Below are 25,436 nucleotides of genomic sequence, written 5' to 3'. Positions count from 1 at the left end.
CTTCCAGCACCGGGACCCCCCAGCACCGCCAGCAACTCAGCACCACCAGTAACTTCAGCACCACCGCCCTGCCCGCCCTGCCACGAACGGAAACACATTGGCCAAGAAGGATGAAAAGTCCCACAAGAACTCTCCGCTGATCGGCATCGACATCGGCGGCACGGGCATCAAGGGCGGCATCGTCGACCTCAAGAAGGGCAAGCTGCTGGGCGAGCGTTTCCGCGTCCCCACACCCCAGCCTGCTACACCGGCGGCGGTCGCGGAGGTTGTGGCGCAGGTGGTGGCCGAGCTCTCCCTGCGCGCTGACGCGCCGGATCCCAGCGCCCCCATCGGCGTGACCTTCCCGGGCATCATCCAGCACGGCGTGGTCCTGTCCGCGGCGAACGTGGACAAGACCTGGATGAACACGGACATCGACGCGCTCCTCACCGAACGCCTGGGCCGCCCTGTTGAAGTGATCAACGACGCCGATGCCGCCGGCCTTGCCGAGGCCCGGTATGGCGCGGGCAAGGGTGTTGATGGTACCGTCCTGGTGATCACACTGGGTACCGGAATCGGTTCGGCGTTCATCTTCGACGGCCGCCTGGTACCCAACGCTGAACTGGGGCACCTGGAGATCGACGGTTTCGACGCCGAGACCAAGGCTTCGGCTGTGGCACGCGAACGCGACGGCCTGTCCTGGGATGAATACAGCGTCCTGCTGCAGCGGTATTTCTCCCACGTGGAGTTCCTCTTCTCTCCTGAGCTCTTTATTGTGGGCGGCGGAATCTCCAAGCGCGCGGATGAATACCTGCCCAACCTCAAGCTCCGGACGCCGATCGTTCCCGCCGAACTGAAGAACGAGGCCGGGATTGTTGGCGCGGCCCTGGAGATCGCCGTCAAGCACAAGCTCAGGAAATGACCCCGACAGTACCGCTGAAGCCCGTCACCATCGTGACGGGCGCCAGCCGTGGCATTGGTGCCGCCATTGCCGCACGCGCCGCGAAGGCCGGCCACGCAGTGGTGGTCAACTACTCCGCCGACTCCGAAGGTGCGCTTTCCGTAGCGGATGGAATCAACAACGACGGCGGCACTGCCGTAGCCGTCCATGCTGACGTCAGCGACCCGGCAGCAGTGAAGGACCTCTTCAACCGCGCCGAGTCGCTGGGCAGGATCGCCGCCGTCGTCAATAACGCAGGCATTACAGGCAACCTGATCGGCCCGCTGGTGGATGTTCCGGCGGCCACCGTCCAGCGTGTCCTGGACGTCAACGTGGCCGGGCTGGCCTACATGTGCCAGGAGGCCGTGCGGCGGCTCAGTACCGATCGTGGCGGCCACGGAGGATCCATCATCAACATCTCCTCCACCGCAACCAAGGCCGGGTCGCCCGGGACGTGGGTGCACTACGCAGCGTCCAAGGGAGCAGTGGACGTCCTGACGGTGGGGCTGGCTGCAGAGGTGGCCCAACAGGGCATCCGGGTCAACGCCGTAGCACCGGGCAGCACCAACACCGGCCTGCACGCGGCGGCAGGCATGCCGGACCGGGTGGAACGGCTCAACCCGACGATCCCCATGGGCCGCGGAGCCGAACCTGATGAAGTTGCTGCGGCCGTAATGTGGCTGATGTCAGAAGAGGCCAGTTACATTACCGGGGCGGTCTTGCCGGTTTCCGGCGGACGCTGACGGCTTCCGGCTGTTGCCGGTGGCGGCTGCGGCTTCCCCTCCGCTGCCGCCACCGGAGCTTTAGAGGGCGCTCTTCTCGGCGTTCCGCGCGTCTGCGGAGCCTGCCTCAGCCTCGGACTCGTGGCGCAGGATGGCAATGGCGGTTTCGAAGTCCTCAAGGGATTCGAAGGCCTGGTACACGCTGGCGAAACGAAGGTACGCCACTTTGTCCAGCTTCTGCAGCGGGCCGAGGATTACGAGGCCCACCTCGTGGGCGTCGATTTCCGCAGCGCCGGAAGCCCGGATGTTTTCCTCAACCTCCTGTGCCAGCAGAGCCAGGTCATCTTCGCTGACCGGGCGGCCCTGGCAGGCCTTGCGCACGCCGTTGATGACTTTGCTGCGGCTGAACGGCTCCCCGACGCCTGAGCGCTTGATGACCGAGAGGCTGGTGGTTTCCACGGTGGTGAACCGGCGCCCGCACTCCGGGCACTGCCTGCGCCTGCGGATGGAAGAGCCGTCATCAGCCATCCGGCTGTCCACCACCCGGGAATCGGGATTACGGCAGAAGGGACAGTACATGCGTGGTTCCCCGTTCCGGATAGCTGGCTTTGCAGATGCCATTTTACAGCTACATCTTGCGGAATAACAATCCTGTAATTACTACATGTAGTAGTTGCGGCGGGCAATCACCCTGCTGGCGCGCCTACCGTCAGTGGTCACCGAAGCGGACAGTGACGGCGTCGCCGTGGGCAGGAAGTCCTTCCGCCTGGGCCAGGCTGACGATGTGGCCGCTGACCTTCCGCAGTGCATCCTGGCTGTAGTTGACCACCTGGATGGCGCGCAGGAACGTGGTGACGTTCAGCCCGGAGGAAAACGCTGCCGTCCCGCTGGTGGGCAGCACGTGGTTGGAGCCCGCGCAGTAGTCCCCCAGGCTGACGGGGCTGTATTCACCGACGAAGATCGCCCCGGCATTCCGGATCCGGGCTGCCACGGCCGGCGCGCCAGCGGTCATGATCTCCAGGTGCTCAGCAGCATAGGCATCGCAGGCAGCGATCCCCTGGTCCAGGCTGTCAACGAGGACGACGCCGGACTGGGCACCTGAGAGGGCGGTGCGGACACGGTCGGCATGGCGCGTGGCGTTTGCCTGCTTCTCCAGTTCAACCCGGACCGCTGCAGCGAGGTCTTCGGAGTCGGTGATCAGGACGGATGCAGCACCGGGATCGTGCTCGGCCTGGCTGATGAGGTCCGCTGCCACCAGGTCCGGACGTGCGCCGGAGTCGGCAAGGATGGCGATCTCGGTGGTCCCGGCCTCCGAGTCGATTCCCACAACGCCCTTGACCAGGCGCTTTGCAGTGGCAACGAAAATGTTTCCAGGACCGGTCACCACGTCAACGGGCTCAATGCCCGGACCTGACGCGTCAGCCGGGACGCCGTAAGCGAAGGAGGCGATGGCCTGGGCTCCGCCAATGGCATAAACCTCCTTGATTCCCAGCAGCTGCGCCGCTGCGAGGATCGTTGGGTGCGGAAGGCCGCCGAAATCCTTCTGGGGAGGTGACGCCAGCGCGATGGAGGGCACTCCGGCGGCCAGTGCCGGGACAACGTTCATGACCACCGAGGATGCCAAGGGAGCCAGTCCGCCGGGAACGTAGAGACCCACGCGCGACACCGGAACCCAGTTCTGGCTCACCACGGCGCCCTCGCCGAATTCCACGTCCACGTTCCGGGGCCGCTGCTGGTCGGCGAAGGACCGGGCCCTGCGGATGGACTCTTCGAGGGCTTCCCGGACGTCCGTTGAAACGGTGGCCAGGGCTTCCGCGAGTGCTGCTTCCGGGACGCGCGGGTGCTGCTGCTCAACGCCGTCGAACGTCCGGGCCAGGCCGCGCAGCCCGGACAGCCCCTGCGTCCGGACGGTGGAGATGATGGCCTGTACGGACTCCTCGGCCTCTGCAGTGGTTTCCTGCCGGACCCGGGGAACGGCGGTACGCATTTCTGCCAGCCCAAGCTGCCTGCCCCGCAGATCTACGGTGCGGAAAGCGAGGGTGGATTCGGGCCGGGCGGCGGAAACATCAGAAGAAAGGCTCACCCGGTCCATTTTACCCGTCAGCCGCGGCGTCCATGGTGTCGGTGACCCGGAAGAGGCTCAGCAGGCTCATTACGAAGGTTGCGGCGGCGGTGGCCGCGGGCCACACCAGGAGCACCGGCAATGACCGCAGGGAGAAGGCAATGCTGGCGTTTGCGGACGCGTCCACGGGTTCGCCCCACACGGTGGCCGCAAAAATGCCGGCCCGCCAGGCAATAACTGAACCCAGCAGTCCGCCGGCCAGCGCCAGCGCGAACTTCAGCTGGCTGAAATTCGCCATCCGGCCCGTCAGCAGAACGCCGGACAGGCAGCCGGCGAAGAGGAAAAGACCGGCCAGCGTCAGGTCCCGGGGCAGCCATGCACTGGTGTCCAGCCCGGTTGCCAGGCCGGGATCACCCGTGAGCAGGTTCAACCCGGCCGGGGCCAGCACCCACCACGCCGCACCCAAGGGAAGGCCTGCGATGGCGGACCAGGCCAGCCAGCGCCACGAAAGCCGGGGTGTGCTCCCGGTCCCCGGTGGAGTGTGCCCTGCGTCCTGTGCGTTGTGGAGCTGTGTCATGCAACAAACCTTAACAAACGTTAACGAACCAGCACGTTCGTTCCCCCGGGGACCCTGCAGGTAACCAAATACTCCGGGGCCTTCAGCGGGCCATAGTCTTAGTGCCAGACTTATTAGTGGGGTTAGATATGCAGGGAGTTCAAGCAGTGGTGCCAGAAAAGCAAGCCTACGAGCTGATGTTCAAGGAGATGTTCCGCCGCCATGCCGCGGGCGTCGCGATCATCACGGTTAACTTCAACGGCCACCCCTTTGGCTTTACCGCAACCTCGGTGGCGTCCCTGTCAGCTGAGCCGCCCCGCTTTACGTTCAACATGGCGCGAAGCTCCAGCTCATGGCCTGCCGTAGCCAACTCGGCGTACATCGGCGTCCACATGCTTGGCCTGGAAAACAGGGAACTTGCAGACCGTTTCGCCCGGACGCGGAACCGGTTTGAGGGCGATCACTGGGCAGAGGGCCCGCACGGTGTGCCCATCCTGAAGGACGTGGCCGGTTGGCTGGTGGGCAAGGTCCAAATGCGGCTGTCCTTCGAAAACAACGCAGTGGTGGTGGTCGAAGTAGTCGACGGCGAAGTGGGCGGCAACGGATCGCCGCTGCTGTACCACTCAGGCGCCTACAGCCAGCCCGTGCCCCTGGACTACGAGATCTAGCTGTCCAGGCAGGCCGGACCGAGCAGCACCTTCAGGTCACCGAACAGCGACGGCGTGGGGTTCACCCGCAAGTGGACCGGCAGGGCCATCACTTCAATCTTCGAATCCCCCGCCAGGTGCAGCCGCACCTCGGAGTTCCCGCGGTGGTTCCTAAGCACGTCGCCCAGTTCTGTCACCACCAGCTCGGTGGCCTTATGCGTGGGCATGGTGATGACCACCGGCCCGTTGGCGCCCTCGGTCAGGTCAGGGACTGAGAGTTCCATGCAGTTCAGGGTGACGGCGCCATCGTCGCGGCGCTGCAGGCGGCCCTTGACCACAACAATCAGGTCCTCAGCCAGGACAGAAGCGATGGGGCCGTACACCTGGCCGAAGAACATTACCTCGATCGAGCCGCCCAGATCCTCGATCTCGGCCCGAGCGTAGGCATTTCCGCTGGCCTTGGCAATCCTGCGGCTCAGTGAGGTGATCATTCCCGAAATGGTAACGATGGCACCGTCGTGCGGGCCGTCGTCGGCAATCAATGAGGTGATGGACTGGTCCGCGTGCTGGCTCAGCACACCCTCCAGGCCCTGCAGCGGGTGGTCTGAGACGTACAGGCCCAGCATGTCCCTCTCGAAGGACAGCTTGTCCTTCTTCTCCCACTCCGGAAGGTCCGGGATCTCGATGCTCAGGGATGCCTGGGACTCGGTTTCGTCAAAGCCTGCGAACAGGTCGAACTGCCCAATGGCTTCATTCCGCTTGAGGGTGATCACGGAGTCGATGGCTTCTTCATGGATCATCACCAGGGACCGGCGGTGGTGGTTCAGGGAATCGAAGGCCCCGGCCTTGATCAGGGACTCAATGGTCCGCTTGTTGCAGACCACGGCAGGGACCTTCATCAGGAAGTCCTTGAAGGAAGTATAGGCACCCTCGCTTTCGCGGGCGGAGACCATGGCTTCCACCACGTTGACGCCCACGTTGCGGATGGCACCCATGCCGAAGCGGATGTCATTGCCCACCGGGGTGAAGTTCAGCGATGAGTCGTTGACGTCCGGAGGCAGCACCGTGATGCCCATACGGCGGCACTCGTTGAGGTAGATCGCCGATTTGTCCTTGTCGTCACCAACCGAGGTGAGCAGGGCGGCCATGTATTCAGGCGCGTAGTGGGCCTTCAGGTACGCGGTCCAGTAGGAGATCACGCCATACGCCGCGGAGTGCGCCTTATTGAAGGCGTAGTCGGAGAAGGGCAGCAGGATGTCCCACAGCGTCTTGACCGCTTCCATGGAATAGCCGTTGTCCTGCATGCCCTGGGAGAAGCCCGCGAACTGCTTGTCCAGCTCAGATTTCTTCTTTTTACCCATGGCACGGCGCAGGATGTCTGCCTGGCCCAACGAATAGCCGGCCAGCTTCTGCGCCACGGCCATAACCTGCTCCTGGTACACGATCAGGCCGTAGGTGCCGCCCAGGATCTCCGCCAGCGGCTCCTTGAGCTCGGGGTGGATCGGGACGACTTCCTGGATGCCGTTCTTGCGCAGCGCATAGTCGGTGTGTGCGTTGGCGCCCATGGGACCCGGGCGGTACAGCGCCAGCACAGCGGAGATGTCTTCGAAGTTGTCAGGCTTCATCAGCTTCAGCAGCGAACGCATGGGCCCGCCGTCGAGCTGGAACACGCCAAGGGTGTCGCCCCGGGCCAGCAGTTCGTAGGACGCTGCGTCATCCAGGGCCAGCGAGTCCAGGTCCAGCTCGTGGCCGCGGTTGAGCTTAATGTTTTCCAGGGCATCGGAAATGATGGTCAGGTTCCGCAGGCCCAGGAAGTCCATCTTGATCAGGCCAAGGCCTTCACACGTGGGGTAATCGAACTGCGTGATCACCTGGCCGTCCTGGATACGGCGCATGATCGGAATGACGTCGATGATCGGATCCGAGGACATGATGACGCCGGCGGCGTGCACGCCCCATTGCCGCTTCAGGCCTTCAATGCCGAGCGCCGTTTCGAAGACCTTGGCGGCCTCCGGATCAGTAGCGATCAGCTGGCGGAAATCACCGGCTTCGCTGTACCGCTTGGAGTCCGGGTTCTGGATGTCTGCCAGCGGAATGTCCTTGGCCATCACCGCAGGGGGCAGGGCCTTGGTGAGCTGCTCGCCCATGCTGAACGGGTAACCCAGCACGCGGGAGGAGTCCTTCAGCGCCTGCTTGGTCTTGATGGTGCCGTAGGTGACAATCATGGCCACGCGCTCGTCACCGTATTTGCGGGTCACGTAGTCAATGACTTCGGAACGCCGCCGGTCATCGAAGTCGACGTCGAAGTCGGGCATGGAAACACGGTCCGGGTTCAGGAACCGTTCAAAGATGAGGCCGTGTTCCAGGGGATCCAGGTCCGTAATGCGCATGGCGTAGGCCACCATGGAACCGGCACCGGAACCACGGCCCGGACCAACCCGGATGCCGTTGTTCTTGGACCAGTTGATGAAGTCGGCCACCACCAGGAAGTACCCGGGGAAGCCCATTGAGGTAATGACGTCGAGCTCGTAGTCGGCCTGCTTGCGGACCTTGTCCGGGATGCCTCCGGGGTAGCGGGCCTCCAGGCCCCTGGCCACTTCCTTGACCAGCCAGGAAGTTTCATCCTCTCCCGGCGGGCAGGGGAAGCGGGGCATGTAGTTGGCGCCGGTGTTGAAGGAAACTTCGCAGCGTTCAGCGATCAGCAGGGTGTTGTCGCAGGCGTCCGGGTGGTCGCGGAAGAGTTCGCGCATCTCCTGCGGCGACTTCAGGTAATAGCCGCTGCCTGAGAACGCGAACCTGGAGCCTCCGTTGTCGTAGCTGGGTTCCAGGAGCGTGGAGCCGGACTGGATGGCCAACAGTGCCTCGTGGGCCTTGGCGTCATGCTCATGGGTGTAGTGGAGGTCATTGGTGGCCACCAGCGGCAGGTTCAGTTCCTTGGCCAGCCGGAGGAGGTCCCCCGTGACGCGGCGCTCGATGTCCAGGCCGTGGTCCATCAGCTCGCAGAAGTAGTTCTCCGCACCGAAGATGTCGCGGAATTCGGATGCCGCCTCCAGCGCCTCCCTGTACTGGCCCAGTCGCAGTCGGGTCTGGATTTCGCCGGAAGGGCAGCCGGTGGTGGCGATCAGGCCTTCGGAGTAAGTGTTCAGCAACTCCCTGTCCAGCCGTGGCCACTTGCCGAAGACTGCGTCCAGGGAGGCGATGGAAGATGCCCGGAACAGGTTGCGCATACCGGCGTTGTTGTAGCTGAGCAGCGTCATGTGGGTGTAGGAACCACCACCGGAGATGTCGTCCTTGCGCTGGCTTTCGTCGCCCCAGCGGACACGGCTCTTGTCCGTCCGCGCGGTTCCGGGAGTGACGTAGGCCTCGACGCCGATAATCGGCTTGATGCCCTGGTCCGTGGCGCGCTTCCAGAAATCAAAGGCGCCGAACAGGTACCCGTGGTCCGTGGTTGCCAGCGCGGGCATGCCCAGGCGTTCGGTCTCGTTGAACAGCTCCCCCAGCCGGGCGGCGCCGTCCAGCATGGAGTATTCGGTGTGGTTGTGGAGATGGACGAACGAGGCATTGCTGGAAGTCACCGGGACAGTCTACCGTCGTTGGCCGGGCCCTGAGGTTGGGCGCGCAGCTAAGCCTTGCCGCTTTCCAGCACCTCAAGGGCGTACCGAAGGTCAGCCGGATAATCGCTGGTGACCTCAACCGGCTCGCCGCTGCGGGGGTGGGCGAAAGTGAGGCTGCGGGCATGCAGCCACTGCCGGGTCAGGCCCAGGGTTGCGGCGAGGCGCGGGTCTGCTCCGTAGGTCAGGTCCCCTGCGCAGGGGTGCCGCAGTGCCGAAAAGTGGACGCGGATCTGGTGCGTGCGGCCTGTTTCCAGGTGCACTTCCACCAGCGTTGCCTTGCCGAAGGCTTCAAGGACCTCGTAGTGGGTCACCGACGGGCGGCCGTCCTCGATCACGGCGAAGCGCCAGTCGTGGCCCGGGTGGCGTCCGATGGGCGCGTCAATCGTTCCCTCGAGCGGATCCGGGAGGCCCTGGACCACGGCGTGGTAAACCTTCTCAACGGTGCGATCCTTAAATGCCCGCTTCAGGACGGTGTAGGCATGTTCGGTCTTGGCCACCACCATCACCCCGGAAGTGCCGACGTCGAGCCGGTGCACAATTCCGGCGCGCTCCGAGGCGCCGGAGGTTGAAATGCGGTAGCCCAGGCCGGCCAGGCCGCCCACCACCGTGGGCCCAACCCAGCCCGGCGAGGGATGCGCGGCGACGCCCACCGGCTTGTCGATGACCACAAAGTCCTCGTCATCGAGCAGGACGTTCAGACCTTCCACAACTTCCTCCACAACATCCAGCGGGTCCCGGCGTTCCGGAATGGTGATTTTCAGTACGGCTCCCTCAGGAAGCCGGACGGACTTCCCCACCGGCTTGCCGGCCTGCAGGACGTTTCCCTCGGCCAGGAGGACCGCGGCTGCCGAACGGGAGATCCCCAGCAGGCCTGCGACGCCGGCATCGGCACGCAGCCCGGCGTGGCCGGCGTCGACCACATATTCCTCACTCATGGCCGGAATCCTTGGCGGAACCGGCGCCCGCGTCAGGTCCCGAACCCTTGCCGGCGTCAGTTCCTGCTTCGTGCCGGATGCCGTCCAGCGGGATTCCCTTCAGGGTCAGGAGGCAGATGATGACGACTGCTGAAACCACCGCGGAATCGGCGATATTGAAGATGGCGAAGTTAGGCAGCTGGATGAAGTCCACCACGTGCCCCATGCCGAAGGACGGCTCACGGAACAGGCGGTCCGTGAGGTTGCCCAGCGCACCGCCAAGCAGCAGCCCAAGGGACAGCGCCCACCATTTGGAACCGAGTTTCCGGACCTGGAAGAGGATGGCTACGGAAACGGCTGCCATCACCAGGGAGAAAACCCAGGTGATGTTCTCGCCAATGGAGAAAGCCGCCCCGGAGTTGCGGATGAAATACCAGTGCAGCAACGGAGGCAGGACCGGAATCTGCTGGCCTTCGACCATGTTTGCTGTCACCCACAGCTTGGTGAGCTGATCAAAGACGTAAGCGAAGACGGCAAACCCTGCAAAAAGGCTGACCAGGACCTTCCGCTGGGGCCTTGGAGCGGCGGAAGGTGATGGGGTGTCGTCTGTCATGGTGCTTTCATTCGTGCGGGAACTGCGGGGCGGGGGCTGCAGGGTAAAACTGAAGGCCGGCGGCCGAGGAATCCTCAGCCGCCGGCCTTCAGAATACGTGCTGGTGGATCAGTTGGCTTCGCTGGCCTCAGGGGCAGCGACCGAACCACGGGCGTCAAGGTCGCGCAGCTGGCCTTCGATGTAGGCCTTCAGGCGGGAGCGGTAATCGCGCTCGAAGCCGCGGAGCTGCTCCACCTTGCGCTCAAGGACCGAACGCTGCTGTTCCAGGGCGCCAAGGATCTTGCGAGACTTCTCCTGTGCATCGTTGACGAGGCTGCTGGCTTCGATCTGCGCCTCGGCGATGATCTTGTCCTTCTGCTCCTGGCCGTCAGCGACGTGGCGGTCGTGCATCTGCTGTGCCATGGCAAGCAGGCCTGCAGCGGACTCTGCGGAAACGGACCCGGCAGCAGCGGCCGGAGCCGGTGCAGCCACAGCGGCGGCCGGGGCGGCGGGCTCGGCTTCCTTCTTTTCAACCTCAGCCTTGGCAGCCGGCTCAGGCTTGGCGGCCGGCTGTTCCTTCTCTGCTGCCTTGGCCGGAGCGGGAACGCTCTCGACGACAGGCGCGGCTGCTGCCTTGTTGGCGCTGGTGCCGGACCCGGCCTCCGCGAGCTTCTTGCGAAGTTCGTCGTTCTCCTGGTTCAGGCGGCGCAGTTCGACGACGATTTCGTCCAGGAAGTCGTCAACCTCGTCCTGATCGTAGCCTTCGCGGAACTTGGTCGGCTGAAAGCGCTTGTTGACAACGTCTTCTGGCGTCAAAGCCATCTGGTCACCTCTTGGTCTAGTTAGTCAGTAGGCCTTCCGGCCGTCCAAAACTACGGTACCTAAATATCGTGTGCTTACTCTAATTCAACACCGTGGTGTCAAACCCGGGTTTCTCCGGAATTTACGCCAGGCCCCGGGTGATTCCCATTGCGATGCTTACCGCGATGAACAGCACCAGGAAGCCCAGATCCAGGCTGATTCCGCCCAGGCGCAGGGGCGGCATAACCCGCCGAAGCACCTTGAGCGGCGGATCCGTAATGGAGTACACCGTGTGTGCAGTGACAAGCGACACGCCCCGCGGCCGCCATTCGCGGGCGAACATCTGCACCCAGTCAAAGACCAGGCGGATGATCAGCGCCACAAAAAACAACAACAAAGCGATGTAGACAAGCCCGAAGACTAAACCCATGACTTAACCCATAACTCCGTGTTGGTCGCGGGCAGACGTGCTGCCCTGGTGGTGATGCCGGTGTACCTATTCCAGCACAGATGCCAGACAGGAGTCCTGCCTGGCATCCGCGGTGGTAAATCTGTCAGGTTCAGCTCTGGTTAAAGAAGCTGGCCTGTGTCTCGCTGACCTTTTTGTCATCGCCGATAACTTCAATGTACGACGGCGAGAGCAGGAACACCTTATTGGTGACCCTTTCGATGCTGCCCCTGAGCCCGAAGACCAGGCCGGCGGAGAAGTCCACGAGGCGCTTGGCATCCGACTCCCCCATGTCCGTCACGTTCATGATGACCGGAATGCCGTCGCGGAAGCTCTCGCCGATCAGCTTGGCGTCATTGTAGGAACGCGGGTGGATCGTAGTGATCTGGCGCAGTCCGCCGGTGTCTTCGCGGCTGGAGGCCGCACGTTTGATGGGAGTCACAGGTGCGCGGTATTCCTCTTCGGCGGCGTGGGACGATTCGCGGACGACCTCGCGGACAGGCGCCGGCGCACGGCGCTCCTCGCGGTCATGCTCCATCGGCTCGTCCCCGTCCTTCTGGTGGGTGTGGGTCTCAGACTCGTAATGCTCATCGCCATCGGCGAGCCCAAGATAGATCATTGTCTTGCGCAGAGCGCCGGCCATGGTCGACTCCTAATCGTGTCCGAAGGCGGGCCTGCCCATGTGTAGGCAACCGGAGCCCGGCCATTCACTTCCAATACCACGACGCTACCCCACTGCCGGACGCGAGCCGAGAATATCGGAACCTATCCGCAGGTGTGTCGCCCCGAAGCGGATGGCTGCTTCAAGGTCCTGGCTCATGCCTGCCGAAACGCCTGACGCGCCCGGGTGGTCAGCCTGCAGGCGGGCTGAAATTCCTGCCAATTTTTCGAAGGCCCCCTCCGCAGGAACACCCAGGGGTGCGACTGCCATCAGTCCCGCCAGCCGAAGCAAGCCAGATGATGCAATCCGGTCTGCCAGTTCCGGGACGTCGGCCGGCGACGCCCCGCCGCGCTGTCCCGCTCCGGACTGGCCCGAAGACGCGGTGGCGCGCTCGTCCAGGTTCACCTGGATAAAGCATTCCAGTGGCGCCCGGCCGGTACGCCCGGATTCGGCAGCCATGGCTTTGTCCAGGGCGTCGGCAAGCTGGAGCCGATCCACGGAGTGTACGGAATGCGCGTATTTCACAACGGACTTTGCCTTGTTGCTCTGCAACTGGCCTATGAAGTGCCAGCGCGGCGGTGCCGCAGCCGTCTCAGCAAAACCTGCGACGTCGGCTGCCTTGGCGGCCGCTTCCTGGTCACGGTTTTCACCGAAGTCGGAGATTCCCAGGGTGGAAAGAATCCGTACGTCCGAGGCGGGGTGGAACTTGGTGACCACTATCAGCGTTGGCGGCGGTGCGTCGCGAAGGGCGGCCGCCGCCGCAATCCGGTGCTGGACTGCGGACAGGTTCCGCTCAAGTTGGTCACGCCGCGCAGCATCAGTTTGCTGTTCAGCCATGGGCCCACACCAGCCCAGCGAACCGGCCGGTTTGCTTGTCCCGCCGGTAGGAAAAAAGCCCGGGTGTTTCCAGCGTGCACGGGCCCGAATACCTGACGTCCACGTTGTGGGCCAGGAGCTGACGCCGCGCGCCCTCCGGCAGGTCCAGGGCGGGTGTACCCCAGCTGGTTTCCGAAGCCGTTCCGGGTACGGTGTGGGCCACTTCCGCCTGCATGGCCGCAGGAACCTCATAGCACCGCCCGCAAATGGACGGGCCCAGCCAGGCGCTGATGTTCCTCGCTCCCGCCTGCCGCATGCTGGAGACGGTCTTGGGGATGACACCTGCCGCAAGCCCGGGGCGGCCGGCATGGGCCGCTGCCAGTACGGCAGGCCCGCCCTGCACCTCGCCCACCAGGATGACAGGGATGCAGTCAGCCACCATCACGGCCAGCGGAAGGACAGTGCTCACCAGGGCATCGGCCGTGGGTGCCTGTACCGGCGGAGAATCCAGCACGGCAACGTCAGTGCCGTGCACCTGGTTCATGAACTGGAAACGCCGGGGCGCGATGCCCACAGCGGATTCAAGGGCAACACGGCGCTGCCCGACGTCCCGGGGATTGTCACCAACGTGCAGCGCGAGGTTACCCGCCACACTGTTGGTGAACGCCACAGAGACACCGGGCAGGGCCTCGCCACGCCAAACGAACAAGTGTTGCCTACTTCAGGAAGTCAGGAACATCCAGGTCGTCCGAGTTGCTGCCGGACAGATCCGGCTCAACAACTGCCGGAAGGTCGACGTCGAACCCGGAGTCAGCGGGAACAGCTGCGGGACGCTGCTGGCCCCAGTTGCTGAGACCTGCCGCACCGATGCCTGCGTGCACGGGCTGGACCTGGGCGGGCCGCGCCGGGGGCTGGGCAGGAGCGGCAGCAGGCGCAGCCGGCCGCTGCGGAGCTGCAGCCGGCTGGGACTGGTCCATGGACGGCGACGTGGCCTTGACATCGTCAAAGCCTGCGGCGATGACCGTCACGCGCGCTTCATCGCCCAGGGCGTCGTCAATGACGGCACCGAAGATGATGTTTGCCTCCGGGTGGGCGACTTCCTGGACCAGGCGGGCGGCCTCATTGATCTCGAAGAGACCGAGGTCCGAGCCACCCTGGATGGAGAGCAGCACGCCGTGGGCGCCGTCGATCGATGCTTCCAGCAACGGCGAGGCGATCGCGAGTTCGGCTGCCTTGACGGCGCGGTCCTCACCACGCGCCGAACCGATACCCATCAGCGCTGAACCGGCACCCTGCATCACGGACTTCACGTCCGCGAAGTCGAGGTTGATCAGGCCGGGCGTGGTGATGAGGTCTGTGATGCCCTGGACACCTGAAAGCAGGACCTGGTCCGCGGAGCGGAAGGCGTCAAGGACCGAGACGTTGCGATCGCTGATGGAGAGCAGGCGATCGTTGGGGATGACGATCAGGGTGTCCACTTCATCGCGGAGGGCATCGATGCCGGCCTCAGCGGAACCGGCACGGCGACGGCCTTCGAAGGTGAACGGACGGGTGACAACGCCAATGGTCAGCGCGCCCAGTGACCGGGCAATCCGGGCCACAACTGGTGCGCCACCGGTTCCGGTGCCGCCGCCCTCGCCCGCTGTCACGAAGACCATGTCCGCCCCGCGAAGGACTTCCTCAATCTCGTCGGCGTGGTCCTCGGCGGCCTGCTTGCCCACCTCCGGGTTGGCTCCTGCGCCCAGGCCACGGGTGAGTTCACGGCCGACGTCGAGCTTGACGTCGGCATCACTCATCAGGAGGGCCTGTGCGTCTGTATTGATGGCGATGAACTCGACTCCGCGGAGGCCGACCTCGATCATGCGGTTGACTGCGTTCACGCCACCGCCGCCGATGCCGACGACCTTGATGACGGCCAAGTAATTCTGCGGTGCTGCCACGTTACGTGTCCCTTGTTCGTGTCCTGTTGCGAAATCTGCTGGAGTCGGGCTTGAAGCCAGCAACCTTAACCCTCGACCTGAAGGTTACAGTTATGTCAAGTAACTCTTGTCTGCGACGCTATTTCCTATGCTTCCCACATTCAATAACCGCCCCCGCGTGTCGTACTAATCCACGGTAATTTCAGGGAATCAGCGCGTCACGGGGTTGCGCGGCGCGCTCACGTCATAGATCCTGACCGGGTTCTTGGGATCGGCCGGAACCTGCAGCAGCGCCTGGAGGACCTTGGCCTTGAGCTCACGCTCCTCAGCATTGCCCCACACCACCGTCTGGCCGTCCACCAGCTTCAACTCCACGGCATCCACCGACTGCGCTGAGGCGTTGGACATCCTGGCCAGGATGTCCGGCGGCAAGGCGCCAAGGACGGCAGCAGTTGCCTGGAAGAGCTCCTGGCCAATGGCACCGGCACCGCCGTCAATCACGGGCAGTGCAGTAGAGGCAGGATCAGCGGAGGTGGCCAGCTGGACACCCTCGACGTCGACCAGGAGGTACTGCTCCCCCTGTTTGACCTGCGCCACCGGCACCCGCTCCTGGATCTTGACCACCAGTTCCGACGGAGGCCGGGCCTCCACCTTCACGTCCTTGACCTGGACCAGCGGAGCCAGGAGTTCCCGCACTTCCCCCTCTGCCACCTGCGGCAAGGGGACCCCCTGGAGAGGCTGCAGGGACGCCTGGACCTGGTCCGCCGTCAAGAGCTTCGTCCCGGAGACTGTCACGGTCCGGATGGCCAGGACCGGCGAGAAGATTGCCGCCACAAGGATGCAGGCCGTCACAGCGGCCACGATGCCTACGGCAAGGAGGACGTTCCGGCGCCGCTTCTTGCCCCTGGGTTCGGGAAAAGCGAGGATGCTGGCGCCGGCCGGCACCCCTGGCTCCTTGGGCTTGGGAGCTGGACTCATCCCGCCCGTGGCTGCGGAATCCGGCACACCAGGGACGCTCTTGGACGCCGAAATCACGCCGGTTCCGGCCGCCTTGGCAGCTGCAGCCCTGGCACCGGCAGGCTTGGCACCGGCAGACTTGTCCCGCGGCACCGGAGGCTTCCTGCTGCTAGCCATCCAGGGCCGCCACGATCTTTGGCCCATAGGCCGTGACATCCCCGGCCCCAACGGTCAGCACAATGTCACCGTCGACGGCGGCACCCGCCACAGCAGCCACAGCTTCGCCTGCCCCCACGAGCCGGCCGCCGGTACCCAGGTGCTGCGTGATCAGTTCACTGCTGACCCCGGCAATGGGATCCTCGCGCGCCGGGTAGATATCCAGCACCCACGCCGAATCTGCCAGTTTGAGGGCCTCCGCGAACTCACGGGAAAACTCGCGCGTCCGTGTAAACAGGTGGGGCTGGAACAGGACGTGGACCTTGTTCTGCCCCGCCACGCTGCGGGCCGCTGAAATGGCGGCGCGCACCTCGGTGGGATGGTGGGCGTAGTCGTCATAGACCCGGACTCCCCGGGCAACGCCCTTGAACTCGAAGCGGCGGGACGCGCCTGAGAACCGGCCCAGGGCATCTGCCGCCGCCGCAAGCGGCACCCCGAGTTCCAGTGCAACAGCAACGGCGGCGGCGGCGTTGAGCGCGTTATGGCGGCCGGGAACCTGGAGGTTGAGCTGGTGCCGCGTCCCCCCTGCACTGACCCACAGATCCCCGGGGCCGCCGTCGTCAATCCTTACGTCAACATCGGCGCCCGTCCCGTACCGGATAACGCGGGTGTTGCCCCTGGCGGCAGTGCGGCCAGCCAGGGCCTCCGCACCGGCGTCATCAGCGCACACAATGAGGGCACCGTCCGCCGGCAGGAGTTCGCTGAACTTGTCGAACGAGGCATAAACGGCTTCAGCGGTGCCGTAGTGGTCCAGGTGGTCCGGCTCCACGTTGGTAACCACGGCCAGCTGCGGGCTGTAGTTCAGGAAGGATCCATCGGACTCGTCAGCCTCGGCAACGAAAATGTCGGTTGCGCCATCGGCGGCATTGACCCCCAGCGCCGGCACATTGGCGCCGATCGCGAAGGACGGGTCCAGCCCGGCACCCCGAAGCAACACGGTAATCATGGAGGTGGTGGTGGACTTGCCGTGGGTTCCTGCGACGGCCACAACGGTGTCTGTGGCCATAATGGCAGCCAACGCCTCGGAACGGTGCAGGACAGGCAGCCCGGCTTCACGGGCTGCGGCGAGTTCGGGATTGTCCTGCCGGATGGCCGAGCCGGCCACTACCGTGGTGGCGTCGCCAAGGTTGCCGGCGTCGTACCCTACGGCGATCCGTGCTCCAGCGGCTGCCAGGTCCGCCATAACCGGCAGGTCCTTGGCGTCCGATCCGCTGACGGGCACTCCCCTGGCCACCATAATCCGGGCCACGGCTGACATTCCCACGCCGCCGATGCCAATGAAGTGGACGCGGCCAAGCGGGCCGGGGGTCTCTGTGGACGTCATGCTGATACCGCTTCCAGGACAAGATCAGCCATGCGCTGATCGGCGTTTCGAATTCCCAACGTATACGCGGCGCTGCCCATTGCCTGCAGCCGTGCCGGATCGCTGAGCAGGGGCAGCAGGGAGGCCTGGACCCATGCCGGCGTAAAGTCACTGTCGGCGACGAGCACTGCTCCGCCTGCGCGAACCAGCCCTGCCGCGTTCAGGGCCTGCTCACCGTTTCCGATGGGCAGCGGAACCAGGACTGACGGCAACCCGACGGCGGCAACCTCGCTGACGGTGGCCGCACCTGCCCGTGCCAGCAGGAGGTCTGCGGCCGCGTAGACCAGTTCCATGCCGTCCACGTACTCGGTCTGGTGGTAGTTCGGAGCAGCCAGCAGCGAGCCGTCTGCGGCCAGCAGGGACTTGCCGCGGCCGGTGATGTGCAGGGTCTGGACTCCGGCGGCGGCCAGGGCGGGCAGGGAGGCCTCGATGGTCCTGTTGATGGACTGGGCCCCCGATGAACCGCCGGTCACGATCAGTGTGGGAAGGTCCGGGTCCAGTCCCAGCTGCTGCCGGGCGCCGGCGCGCTGTGCTGCCCTGTCCAGGCCGGAGACGCCTTGCCGCATGGGCATGCCCACGTGCCGCGCACCGCGCAGTGCGGTGCCTTCGAAGGCCACCGCCACGCGGGAAGTGAACAGCGCTCCCACCCTGTTCGCGAGTCCGGGGCGGGCATTGGCTTCGTGGATGACGATGGGGATGTTGCGCTTGCGTGCCGCCAGGTACATGGGCGTGCATACATATCCGCCAACGCCTACCAGGACATCGGCGTCCGCCTTGTCCAGGATGTGCCCTGCCTGCTTGACGGCACCGGCCAGCCTGCCCGGCAGACGAAGCAGGTCTGCGGATGGACGCCGCGGAAACGGCACACGGTCGATCGTCTCCAGCGGCAGGCCGGCGGCGGGAACCAGCCGGGTTTCCATTCCGGCCGCCGTGCCAACTGCCGTCAGGAGGGCATCGGGCCGGGCTGACTTGAGGGCGGCAGCTATGGCCAGGAGGGGGCTGATGTGGCCTGCCGTGCCGCCTCCTGCGAGGACCACGGACAGAGGTGATGAAGTCATGGAAGTTTATTTGCGCTTTCGTGGAGTGGATTGCTTTACCGGGCGCTTGGCTGTTCCGGGCTGCGCCTTGCCTGTGCGGCCGAAAGGAATAAGCCGCTTCTCGCGCAAGGCAGGATCCATCTGCTCCCTTGCCAGCGAAAGGACGACCCCGATGGCACACAAGGACATCAGCAGTGCCGAACCGCCGTAAGAGATAAAGGGCAACGGTACGCCGATCACCGGCACCAGGCCCGTAACCACCGCCATGTTCACTGTGGCCTGGCCCAGGAGCCAGACCATGATGGTGCCGGCCAGTACACGGTGGAAAGGGTCTGCCTGGGCTACGACAACCCGGTAGATTGCCGCTCCCAGGATGGCGAAGAGAATCAGTACGACGCCGGTACCCACCAGGCCCAGTTCCTCGCCAATGATGGCAAAGATGAAGTCGTTGTGGGCTTCCGGAATCCAGCTGTACTTTTGCCGGCTCTGGCCCAGGCCCACGCCGAACCAGCCACCGGAGGCCAGGCCGTACAGGCCATGCATCGCCTGGTAGTTGGTGTCCGTGGTGTCCTCGCCGGTCCACCACGCGGTGATGCGGCGTACGCGGTTGGGGCTGGTGATGGCCATGACGACTACGCCGATGACGGCCACAACAGCTGCGATGCCAAAGAAGTACAGCCGCACGCCCGCAAAGAACAAGGCCGCGGCGGCGATCATCACGATGATCATGGCCGTACCGAGGTCGTTTCCGGCCAGGACCAGTCCGATGACGATCGCGGCCATGGGAACGACCGGGACGAAGGCGTGCATTCCCCTTTCCACCAGCCTGCCCTTGCGCGCCAGGACCGTTGCCATCCACAATGCAAGGGCCAGCTTGGCCGCTTCAGAGGGCTGGAACGTGAAGCTGCCTACCTGGATCCAGTTCTGGTTGCCGTTGACGTTGGTGCCGATCAACAACACCAGGACCAGCAACGCGCAGGCCACGATGATGCCCACCCACGCAAGCCGCTTGAGCCACGCCACGTTGATCCGGGACAGGACGAACATCACCACCAGCCCGGCGACGGCGAACGTTCCCTGTTTGATGGCGTCACCATAAGGCGACTCACCGGCGGCGATGGATTCCACGCTGGAGGCGGAGAGCACCATCATGATGCCAATGGCGGTCAACGCAAGCGTTGACCCGAGGATCAGGTAGTACGTGGAACCATTCCGGGACGTTCCCGTCCCTTCCAGGGCTGCCCAGAACTTCCGGTACCACTCCATCGGCTTCACAGCCCTGGCACGCTGCGTGGCAGTGCTGGCCATTGTTACTCCTCGCCGGTCTGGGCCTGCCCTTCCACCAGCTCGCGGACGGCTTCAATGAAGGCGTCACCGCGGTGAGCGTAGGAAGAGAATTGATCCATGGAAGCAGCCGCCGGTGCCATCAGGACGGTGTCCCCGGGTGAAGCGAGCTGCGCTGCCGCCGCTACGGCTCGGGCCATTGCGGCTTCGCCGGATTCCTGTGAACCTGGCGATGCCGTTGCTCCGTGTCCGCCCGCTGCGGCAGTCTGCATGGTTTCAGTCTGGCCCGCGGCGGAGGTGATCACGGGGACATCGGGCGCGTGTCTCCGAAGCGCCTCCTGCAACGGCGCAGGGTCCGTCCCCAGGAGTACAACACCCTTGAGGCGGCCGGCGTGGTCGCGTACCAGGTCGTCGTAGCTGACTCCCTTGGACAGCCCGCCGGCTATCCATACAACGCTTCCGAAGGCGGAAAGCGACGCTGCCGCGGCATGCGGGTTGGTGGCCTTGGAATCGTTGACCCACAGGACGTCGTTGGCCCTGGCCACCGGCTGGATACGGTGGTCCCCGGGAAGGTAACTGCGGATTCCCTGCCGTACGGCGTCGGGCTGCACTCCGTAGGCGCGGACCAACGCGGCCGCGGCCAGGGCATTGGCCACCATGTGCCGGGGAGCCACCCGGCCCAGGTCCGAGATTGCGGCGAGCTCAGCGGCGCTGTCCTTGCGCTGCTCGATGAAGGCCCTGTCCACCAGCAGCCCCTCCACCACGCCCAACATGCTGACGGCGGGGGTAACCGTGGTGAAACCTACAGCCCTGCAGCCTTCGACGACGTCCGCGTTTTCCACCATCCGCTCGGTCTCGATCTGCTCCGCGTTGTAGATGCAGGCCTTTTGCGTGTTCTCATAAACCCTGGCCTTGTCCGCCAGGTAGGACTCGTAGGAGCCGTGCCAGTCCACGTGGTCCTCGGCGACGTTCAGGCACACGCTGGCAACGGGCGAGATGGAATGGGACCAGTGAAGCTGGAAGCTGGACAACTCCACGGCGAAGACGTCATAGTCCACCGGGTCCCGCAGGGCGTCAAGGATGGGGGTGCCCACGTTTCCTACGGCTATGGCTTTCAGGCCCGCGGCCTGCAACATCGATTCGGTGAGGCCCACAGTGGTGGTCTTGCCGTTGGTTCCGGTGATCGTGAGCCATTCGGTGGTCTTCCGTCCGGCGCGGACCCGCAGCCGCCAGGCCAGTTCGACGTCGCCCCACACGGGAATGTGTTTGCGTGCCGCCGAAGCCAGCAGCGCCTGGTCCGGTCGCCACCCCGGTGAGGTCACGATGAGGTCGGGCCATTCGCCGTCGACCTTGGGAACCGCAGTGACGGCGTCCTCGCCCAGGAGGACATCCGTGGCGCCCACGATCTTGAGGGTGTCTGCCTGGGCCAGGGCCCGTTCCGTGGTGGCTGCATCAACCACCACTACTTTGGCGCCCAGCTCAATGAGCGTATCGGCGGCCGCGAAACCGGAAACGCCGATTCCCGTCACCACTACCCGCAGTCCGGCCCAGTCCGCGTCCCAGCTGGTCAATCCATCAAGTCTGCCGGTGTTCACAGGAGTACTACCCATTCCGCGTAGAAGATGCCCAGCCCGATTGCGACGAAGAGGCCGCAGAGTATCCAGAACCTGACCACCACCGTGACCTCGGCCCATCCCTTGAGCTCGAAGTGATGCTGGAGCGGTGCCATCTTGAAGAACCGCTTGCCGCGTGTGGCCTTGAAGTAGCCCACCTGGATGATCACGGAGAGGGTAATCAGGACGAAGAGGCCACCGATGATGCCCAGCAGCAGTTCGGTGCGGGAGAGGATGGCGAAGCCGGCAACAGCGCCGCCGATGGCCAGGGAGCCGGTGTCCCCCATGAAGATCTTGGCCGGTGACGTGTTCCACCACAGGAACCCCACCAGGGCAGCGCTGATGATGGCAGCCAAAAGGGCGAGGTCCATGGGATCGCGCACCATGTAGCAGCCGCTGCCAGCCTCCCGGGGAGAACCACAGGACTGGTTGCTCTGCCAGATTCCGATCAGCGTGTAGGCCCCGAAGACCATTACCGAGGCTCCGGCGGCGAGTCCATCCAGGCCATCGGTCAGGTTGACGCCGTTGGTAGCCGCGGTAACGATCAGGTTGGACCAGACCACAAAGAGGATGGCGCCCAGCACCGTGCCGCCGAAGGCCAGGTCAAGCCATGGAATGTCACGGACCAGGGATATCTGCGTAGACGCGGGGGTCAGGCCGTCCCCGTCGGGGAAGTTCAGTGCCAGTACGGCGAAAATAATGCCCACGGCAGCCTGCAGGATCAGTTTTGCCTTGGCGTTCAGGCCCAGGCTTCGCTGCCGGGAAATCTTGATGAAGTCGTCCAGGAAGCCCACAAGGCCCATGCCGACCATCAGGAACAACAGGATCAGTGCCGAGGCCGACGGACCCGCTGACCGCGGATTCATCAGCCACATGATCAGGTGCGTCAACCCGTAGCTCACCAGGACTGCGCCCACCACAACGGTTCCGCCCATGGTGGGCGTCCCGCGTTTGGTGTGGTGCGAGGTGGGTCCGTCGTCCCGGATGAACTGGCCGTAGCTCTTGCGGACCAGGAGCCGGATGAACAACGGAGTTCCTACCAGGGCCAGCAACAACGCCATCCCGGCGCCAATCAGAAGTGCAATCACAGCAGGGCGCTCCCCTCATGGGCTGTAGCTTCGGCATGTGGAGGTAATGCTATCCGATCGCCCAAATGCCGCAGGCCGACGCCGTTGGAGGACTTAAAGAGGACAAGGTCCCCGGGTGCCAGTTCCGCAGTGAGGATCGCGTAGGCTTCCTCGACTGTTTCGGCAAAGATGCATTCGTCGCCCCAGGAGCCTTCCTGGACGGCGGAGACGTAGAGGGCCCGCGCTTCCCGGCCCACAACAAGGAGCCTGGAAATGTTCAGGCGGACCACCTGGGTACCTACAGCCGTGTGCTCACGGATGGAGTCCTCCCCCAGTTCGAGCATGGCACCCAGGACTGCCCAGGTGCGGCGCCCCCGTCCCAGGTCCGCAAGCGTGCGCAGGGCAGCCCGCATGGATTCGGGGTTGGCGTTGTAGGCGTCATTGATGATGGTCACACCATCGGCGCGCTCGGTCCGCTCCATCCGCCAGCGGCTGGCGGCGCCCTGCCTGCTCAAGCCTTCGGCGATCCGTTCGCCCGGTACGCCGGCGGCGTGCGCGGCAGCTGCGGCAGCCAGGAGGTTTCCCACGTGGTGCCTGCCGATCAGCTGGCTGCTGACCCTGTGTTGTACAACCGCTTCCTCTTCCACGGCGCCCTGTTCCACACTTCCAGGCAGGGAGAGGTCAAAAACGGGATTGCCGGCGTCGTTGGTGTCTACGCCGGTGGCCCGGACTGCTGCTTCCGCCGTTGCCTGCTCCGATGTGAAGCCCAGGATGGGGGCAATGGTGCGCGAAGCCATGGCCGCAACGCGCTGGTCGTCAAGGTTCAACACAGCAACGCCGTCCGCGGCGAGGGCCTCCACCAGTTCGCCCTTGGCCTTGGCGATGTTCTCGACGCCGCCGAACTCGCCGGCGTGGGCGGTTCCGACGCCGAGGACGACGCCGATGTCCGGCCTAACGATGCCTGCGAGGTATTTGATGTGCCCGATGCCGGTGGCACCCATTTCGATGACCAGGTAACGGGTGTCGGTGTCTGCTGCGAAAACAGTGAGCGGCACACCCACTTCACCGTTATAGGAGCCCTTCGGCGCGACAGTCGGCCCTTCGGCGGACAGGATTCCGGCCAGCAGGTCCTTGGTGGTGGTCTTCCCGGCGGACCCGGTGATCCCGATGACAGTAACGTCCTGGCCTTCAGCGGAGCGTTCCGCCCGAATGCGGCGCACGGCTTCACGGGCAAGATCGCCCATGGCCAGGACTGCATCCTCCACGATCACTGCGGGAAATTCAGTACCGTCCAAAGCCTGCACCGGACGTTCCGCAAGGGCCAGCACTGCTCCGCGTTCGAAGGCCGACTCCATAAAGTCGTGTCCGTCCGCGTGCTCGCCGGGCTTGGCCACGTACATGGCACCCGGGACGGCCTCCCGCGAATCGGTGACAACCGACGTGGGAATGAGTGCCGGGTCTGCGTTGAGGCGGCCATGGGTGATGTCGGCGATTTCCGCCGCGGTAAATGCAATCATCTCGGTTTAGGACTCTATCCGCTCGTCTTGGAGAACGTTGAATCCCCTGGCTGTCAAGGCAGCCCGCAGTTCAACTCTGTCGTCAAGGGGCAGGTTGACGCCCTTGACTTCCTGCCAGACCTCGTGGCCCCGCCCTGCCACCAGGATGGTGTCCAGGGGGCCGGCCAGGGCAACGGCACGTTCAATGGCCTCGGCCCGCGGGAAAATGTCCAGGATGGTGCAGTCCAGGTTGCCCTCGTCCCGGGCCTTGATGGCCCCCGCAAGCACGTCCGCCCGGATGGCGGCTGCGTCCTCGTCATGGGGATCGTCATCCGTGACAATCACGACGTCGGCGCCGGCGGCGGCGATGGCGCCCATGCCCGGGCGCTTCCCTTGGTCTCGCTGGCCGGTGGCGCCGAAAACCACAATCAGCTTGGCCTCGGGGGTTGGCGGCCGCACGGCTTCCAGGGCCCTGGCCAATGCGTCCGGATTATGGGCGAAATCGACGACGGCGGCGGGCCGGGTGGCCACCAGCTGCATGCGGCCGGGCACGGCCACCATAAAGGGATCGTGGACGTCCAGGGCCCGCTGGACGTCCCCAGCAGCCACGCCGGAGGCCAGTACCATAACCGTGGCCAGCGCGGCGTTGGAGACGTTGAAGCCCCCGGGCAGGCCACAGTGGACGGTAAGTTCCGTGCCGTCGCGGCCGGTCAGCGTGAATTCGGAGCCAAGGCCCTTGGGCCGTTGTGCCGAGACTGTCCAGTCGGCAGCTGCCTGCCCGGTTCCGGGTCCGGTGGCCAGCGTCAGGACGGGAACTGCCGTCTGCGCTGCGAGCTGCCGGCCCCAGTCGTCATCCACAGTGACCACGGCAGCACGTGTCCGAGCCGGGGTGAACAGCTCAGCCTTGGTCTGGAAATAGTCTTCCAGGGTGCCATGCAGGTCCAGGTGGTCCTGGGTGAGGTTGGTAAACCCGGCGACGTCGAACATCACGCCGTCCACTCGGTGGAAGGCAAGCGCGTGGGAGGAAACCTCCATGGACGCGCTGTCCAGTCCACGTTCGCGCATGAGGGCCAGCAGCGCATGCACATCAGGCGATTCGGGCGTCGTCAGGAGGCTGGGGATGGCTTCCCCGCCGGCCAGGATCTCAATGGTGCCGATCAGCCCGGGACGCTGCCCCAGTGCGCGGAGAAGGGAGTTAACGAAGTAGGTGGTGGTGGTCTTGCCGTTGGTTCCCGTGACGGCGAAGAGCTTGAGGGAGGAGTTGTTGCCGCGCCCCGAACCGGCCGCGCCGTCAGCAGGGCCTCCATAAATCCGGGCAGCCAACCGGCCTACCAGCTCGCGGGGATCGGGAGCAACCAGCACTGGCAGCTGGATCGTTTCGTCCAGCGCCAGGATGCGGGCTCCGGCCTCGTCGGTCAGCACAGCATGGGCGCCGCGGCCCGCCGCCTGGGCCACAAAATCGGCTCCGTGGCGGGAGGCGCCCTGCAGGGCAACGTAAAGATCGCCAGGCTCCACAGCCCGTGAGTTCAACGTGATGCCCGTGACGGTAGTTTCCCCTGCCGGCACACCAAGTGCCACCCCCGTGGCCGCGGCCAGGTCCGCGAGCGACACCGGATGAACAGCGGCGGGCCGGAAGGCGGAACGGGACTCCCCCGGAACGGCAGGCGTTCCTGCGGGACGGGCCGGTTCATTGATGCCGGGCACTGCTGGTTCTGACAAAGGAATCTCCGTT

Annotated in this window: 23 protein-coding genes; 3 read left to right on the top strand and 20 right to left on the bottom strand. The window is 64.8% G+C overall.

Translation table 11 applies throughout. The features are described 5' to 3' along the window. The first annotated feature begins 97 nt into the window (after window positions 1-97). Window positions 98-901 (top strand): polyphosphate--glucose phosphotransferase, encoded by an 804-nt coding sequence (gene ppgK / locus ACPJW8_RS07105; RefSeq protein ID WP_330188644.1) that lies wholly within the window; start codon window positions 98-100, stop codon window positions 899-901. Continuing rightward, entirely contained in the window at window positions 898-1,662 is a 765-nt protein-coding gene (locus tag ACPJW8_RS07100) for an SDR family oxidoreductase (RefSeq protein WP_330188645.1), read from the top strand. The genes ppgK and ACPJW8_RS07100 overlap by 4 nt, the downstream gene beginning before the upstream one ends. A gap of 60 nt (window positions 1,663-1,722) precedes the next feature. On the opposite strand, the gene nrdR is transcribed toward ACPJW8_RS07100, so the two are convergent. The 3 genes from nrdR to ACPJW8_RS07085 all read right to left on the bottom strand — a co-directional run bounded on the left by nrdR (window position 1,723) and on the right by ACPJW8_RS07085 (window position 4,280). Then, entirely contained in the window at window positions 1,723-2,220 is a 498-nt protein-coding gene (nrdR, locus tag ACPJW8_RS07095) for a transcriptional regulator NrdR (protein ID WP_330188646.1), read from the bottom strand. Window positions 2,221-2,350: 130 nt separating this feature from the next. Beyond that, a complete protein-coding gene (hisD, locus tag ACPJW8_RS07090) occupies window positions 2,351-3,724 on the bottom strand; it encodes a histidinol dehydrogenase (RefSeq protein WP_330188647.1) in 1,374 nt (457 codons plus the stop codon). Window positions 3,725-3,734: 10 nt separating this feature from the next. Then, on the bottom strand, window positions 3,735-4,280 hold the full coding sequence (locus ACPJW8_RS07085; RefSeq protein ID WP_330188648.1) for a hypothetical protein: 546 nt from the start codon (window positions 4,278-4,280) through the stop codon (window positions 3,735-3,737). 176 nt (window positions 4,281-4,456) lie between these two features. Here ACPJW8_RS07085 and ACPJW8_RS07080 point away from each other — a divergent pair, with 176 nt between their 5' ends. Next, window positions 4,457-4,927 (top strand): flavin reductase family protein, encoded by a 471-nt coding sequence (locus ACPJW8_RS07080; protein WP_330188704.1) that lies wholly within the window; start codon window positions 4,457-4,459, stop codon window positions 4,925-4,927. Here the strand turns inward: ACPJW8_RS07080 and dnaE are convergent. The 17 genes from dnaE to ACPJW8_RS06995 form a co-directional block, all read right to left on the bottom strand. Continuing rightward, window positions 4,924-8,481, bottom strand: coding sequence for a DNA polymerase III subunit alpha (gene dnaE / locus ACPJW8_RS07075; RefSeq protein WP_330188649.1), 3,558 nt, complete (start codon window positions 8,479-8,481; stop codon window positions 4,924-4,926). The genes ACPJW8_RS07080 and dnaE overlap by 4 nt on opposite strands. A 47-nt stretch (window positions 8,482-8,528) precedes the next feature. Then, on the bottom strand, window positions 8,529-9,455 hold the full coding sequence (locus tag ACPJW8_RS07070; RefSeq protein ID WP_330188650.1) for an RluA family pseudouridine synthase: 927 nt from the start codon (window positions 9,453-9,455) through the stop codon (window positions 8,529-8,531). Next, complete coding sequence (gene lspA, locus ACPJW8_RS07065) at window positions 9,448-10,047, bottom strand: signal peptidase II (RefSeq protein ID WP_425256431.1); 600 nt, start codon at window positions 10,045-10,047, stop codon at window positions 9,448-9,450. The genes ACPJW8_RS07070 and lspA overlap by 8 nt, the downstream gene beginning before the upstream one ends. Window positions 10,048-10,155: 108 nt before the next feature. Beyond that, window positions 10,156-10,848 (bottom strand): DivIVA domain-containing protein, encoded by a 693-nt coding sequence (locus ACPJW8_RS07060; protein WP_330188651.1) that lies wholly within the window; start codon window positions 10,846-10,848, stop codon window positions 10,156-10,158. Between the two features lie 121 nt (window positions 10,849-10,969). Continuing rightward, a complete protein-coding gene (locus tag ACPJW8_RS07055; protein WP_330188652.1) occupies window positions 10,970-11,257 on the bottom strand; it encodes a YggT family protein in 288 nt (95 codons plus the stop codon). Window positions 11,258-11,387: 130 nt separating this feature from the next. Continuing rightward, on the bottom strand, window positions 11,388-11,918 hold the full coding sequence (locus ACPJW8_RS07050; protein ID WP_330188653.1) for a cell division protein SepF: 531 nt from the start codon (window positions 11,916-11,918) through the stop codon (window positions 11,388-11,390). An 84-nt stretch (window positions 11,919-12,002) separates the two neighbouring features. Next, entirely contained in the window at window positions 12,003-12,773 is a 771-nt protein-coding gene (locus ACPJW8_RS07045; RefSeq protein ID WP_330188654.1) for a YggS family pyridoxal phosphate-dependent enzyme, read from the bottom strand. Continuing rightward, complete coding sequence (locus ACPJW8_RS07040) at window positions 12,766-13,461, bottom strand: polyphenol oxidase family protein (RefSeq protein WP_330188655.1); 696 nt, start codon at window positions 13,459-13,461, stop codon at window positions 12,766-12,768. The genes ACPJW8_RS07045 and ACPJW8_RS07040 overlap by 8 nt, the downstream gene beginning before the upstream one ends. A 7-nt stretch (window positions 13,462-13,468) precedes the next feature. Next, the gene (gene ftsZ, locus ACPJW8_RS07035) at window positions 13,469-14,692 is read right to left on the bottom strand and encodes a cell division protein FtsZ (RefSeq protein WP_330188656.1); all 1,224 of its coding nucleotides are present in this window, start codon (window positions 14,690-14,692) and stop codon (window positions 13,469-13,471) included. Between the two features lie 189 nt (window positions 14,693-14,881). After that, complete coding sequence (locus ACPJW8_RS07030) at window positions 14,882-15,805, bottom strand: cell division protein FtsQ/DivIB (protein WP_425256430.1); 924 nt, start codon at window positions 15,803-15,805, stop codon at window positions 14,882-14,884. Beyond that, entirely contained in the window at window positions 15,798-17,168 is a 1,371-nt protein-coding gene (gene murC, locus ACPJW8_RS07025; protein ID WP_330188657.1) for a UDP-N-acetylmuramate--L-alanine ligase, read from the bottom strand. The genes ACPJW8_RS07030 and murC overlap by 8 nt, the downstream gene beginning before the upstream one ends. Beyond that, entirely contained in the window at window positions 17,165-18,265 is a 1,101-nt protein-coding gene (gene murG / locus ACPJW8_RS07020; RefSeq protein ID WP_330188658.1) for an undecaprenyldiphospho-muramoylpentapeptide beta-N-acetylglucosaminyltransferase, read from the bottom strand. Before murG ends, murC begins: the two co-directional genes overlap by 4 nt. A 6-nt stretch (window positions 18,266-18,271) precedes the next feature. Next, window positions 18,272-19,552 carry a putative lipid II flippase FtsW gene (gene ftsW / locus ACPJW8_RS07015; RefSeq protein ID WP_330188659.1) on the bottom strand — a complete coding sequence of 427 codons (1,281 nt, stop codon included), beginning with the start codon at window positions 19,550-19,552 and terminating at the stop codon, window positions 18,272-18,274. 2 nt (window positions 19,553-19,554) lie between these two features. Continuing rightward, on the bottom strand, window positions 19,555-21,138 hold the full coding sequence (gene murD / locus ACPJW8_RS07010; protein ID WP_330188660.1) for a UDP-N-acetylmuramoyl-L-alanine--D-glutamate ligase: 1,584 nt from the start codon (window positions 21,136-21,138) through the stop codon (window positions 19,555-19,557). Next, the gene (gene mraY, locus ACPJW8_RS07005) at window positions 21,120-22,229 is read right to left on the bottom strand and encodes a phospho-N-acetylmuramoyl-pentapeptide-transferase (RefSeq protein WP_330188661.1); all 1,110 of its coding nucleotides are present in this window, start codon (window positions 22,227-22,229) and stop codon (window positions 21,120-21,122) included. Before mraY ends, murD begins: the two co-directional genes overlap by 19 nt. Then, window positions 22,226-23,725, bottom strand: a complete 1,500-nt coding sequence (locus tag ACPJW8_RS07000; protein WP_330188662.1) for a UDP-N-acetylmuramoyl-tripeptide--D-alanyl-D-alanine ligase — start codon at window positions 23,723-23,725, stop codon at window positions 22,226-22,228. Before ACPJW8_RS07000 ends, mraY begins: the two co-directional genes overlap by 4 nt. Before the next feature lie 6 nt (window positions 23,726-23,731). Further along, window positions 23,732-25,399 (bottom strand): UDP-N-acetylmuramoyl-L-alanyl-D-glutamate--2,6-diaminopimelate ligase, encoded by a 1,668-nt coding sequence (locus tag ACPJW8_RS06995; RefSeq protein ID WP_330188707.1) that lies wholly within the window; start codon window positions 25,397-25,399, stop codon window positions 23,732-23,734. Between the last annotated feature and the right edge of the window lie 37 nt (window positions 25,400-25,436).

The sequence above is a fragment of the Pseudarthrobacter sp. J47 genome (genome assembly GCF_049810315.1).
Classification (GTDB): Bacteria; Actinomycetota; Actinomycetes; order Actinomycetales; family Micrococcaceae; genus Arthrobacter.
This window is presented reverse-complemented; position numbering and strand designations above follow the sequence as displayed.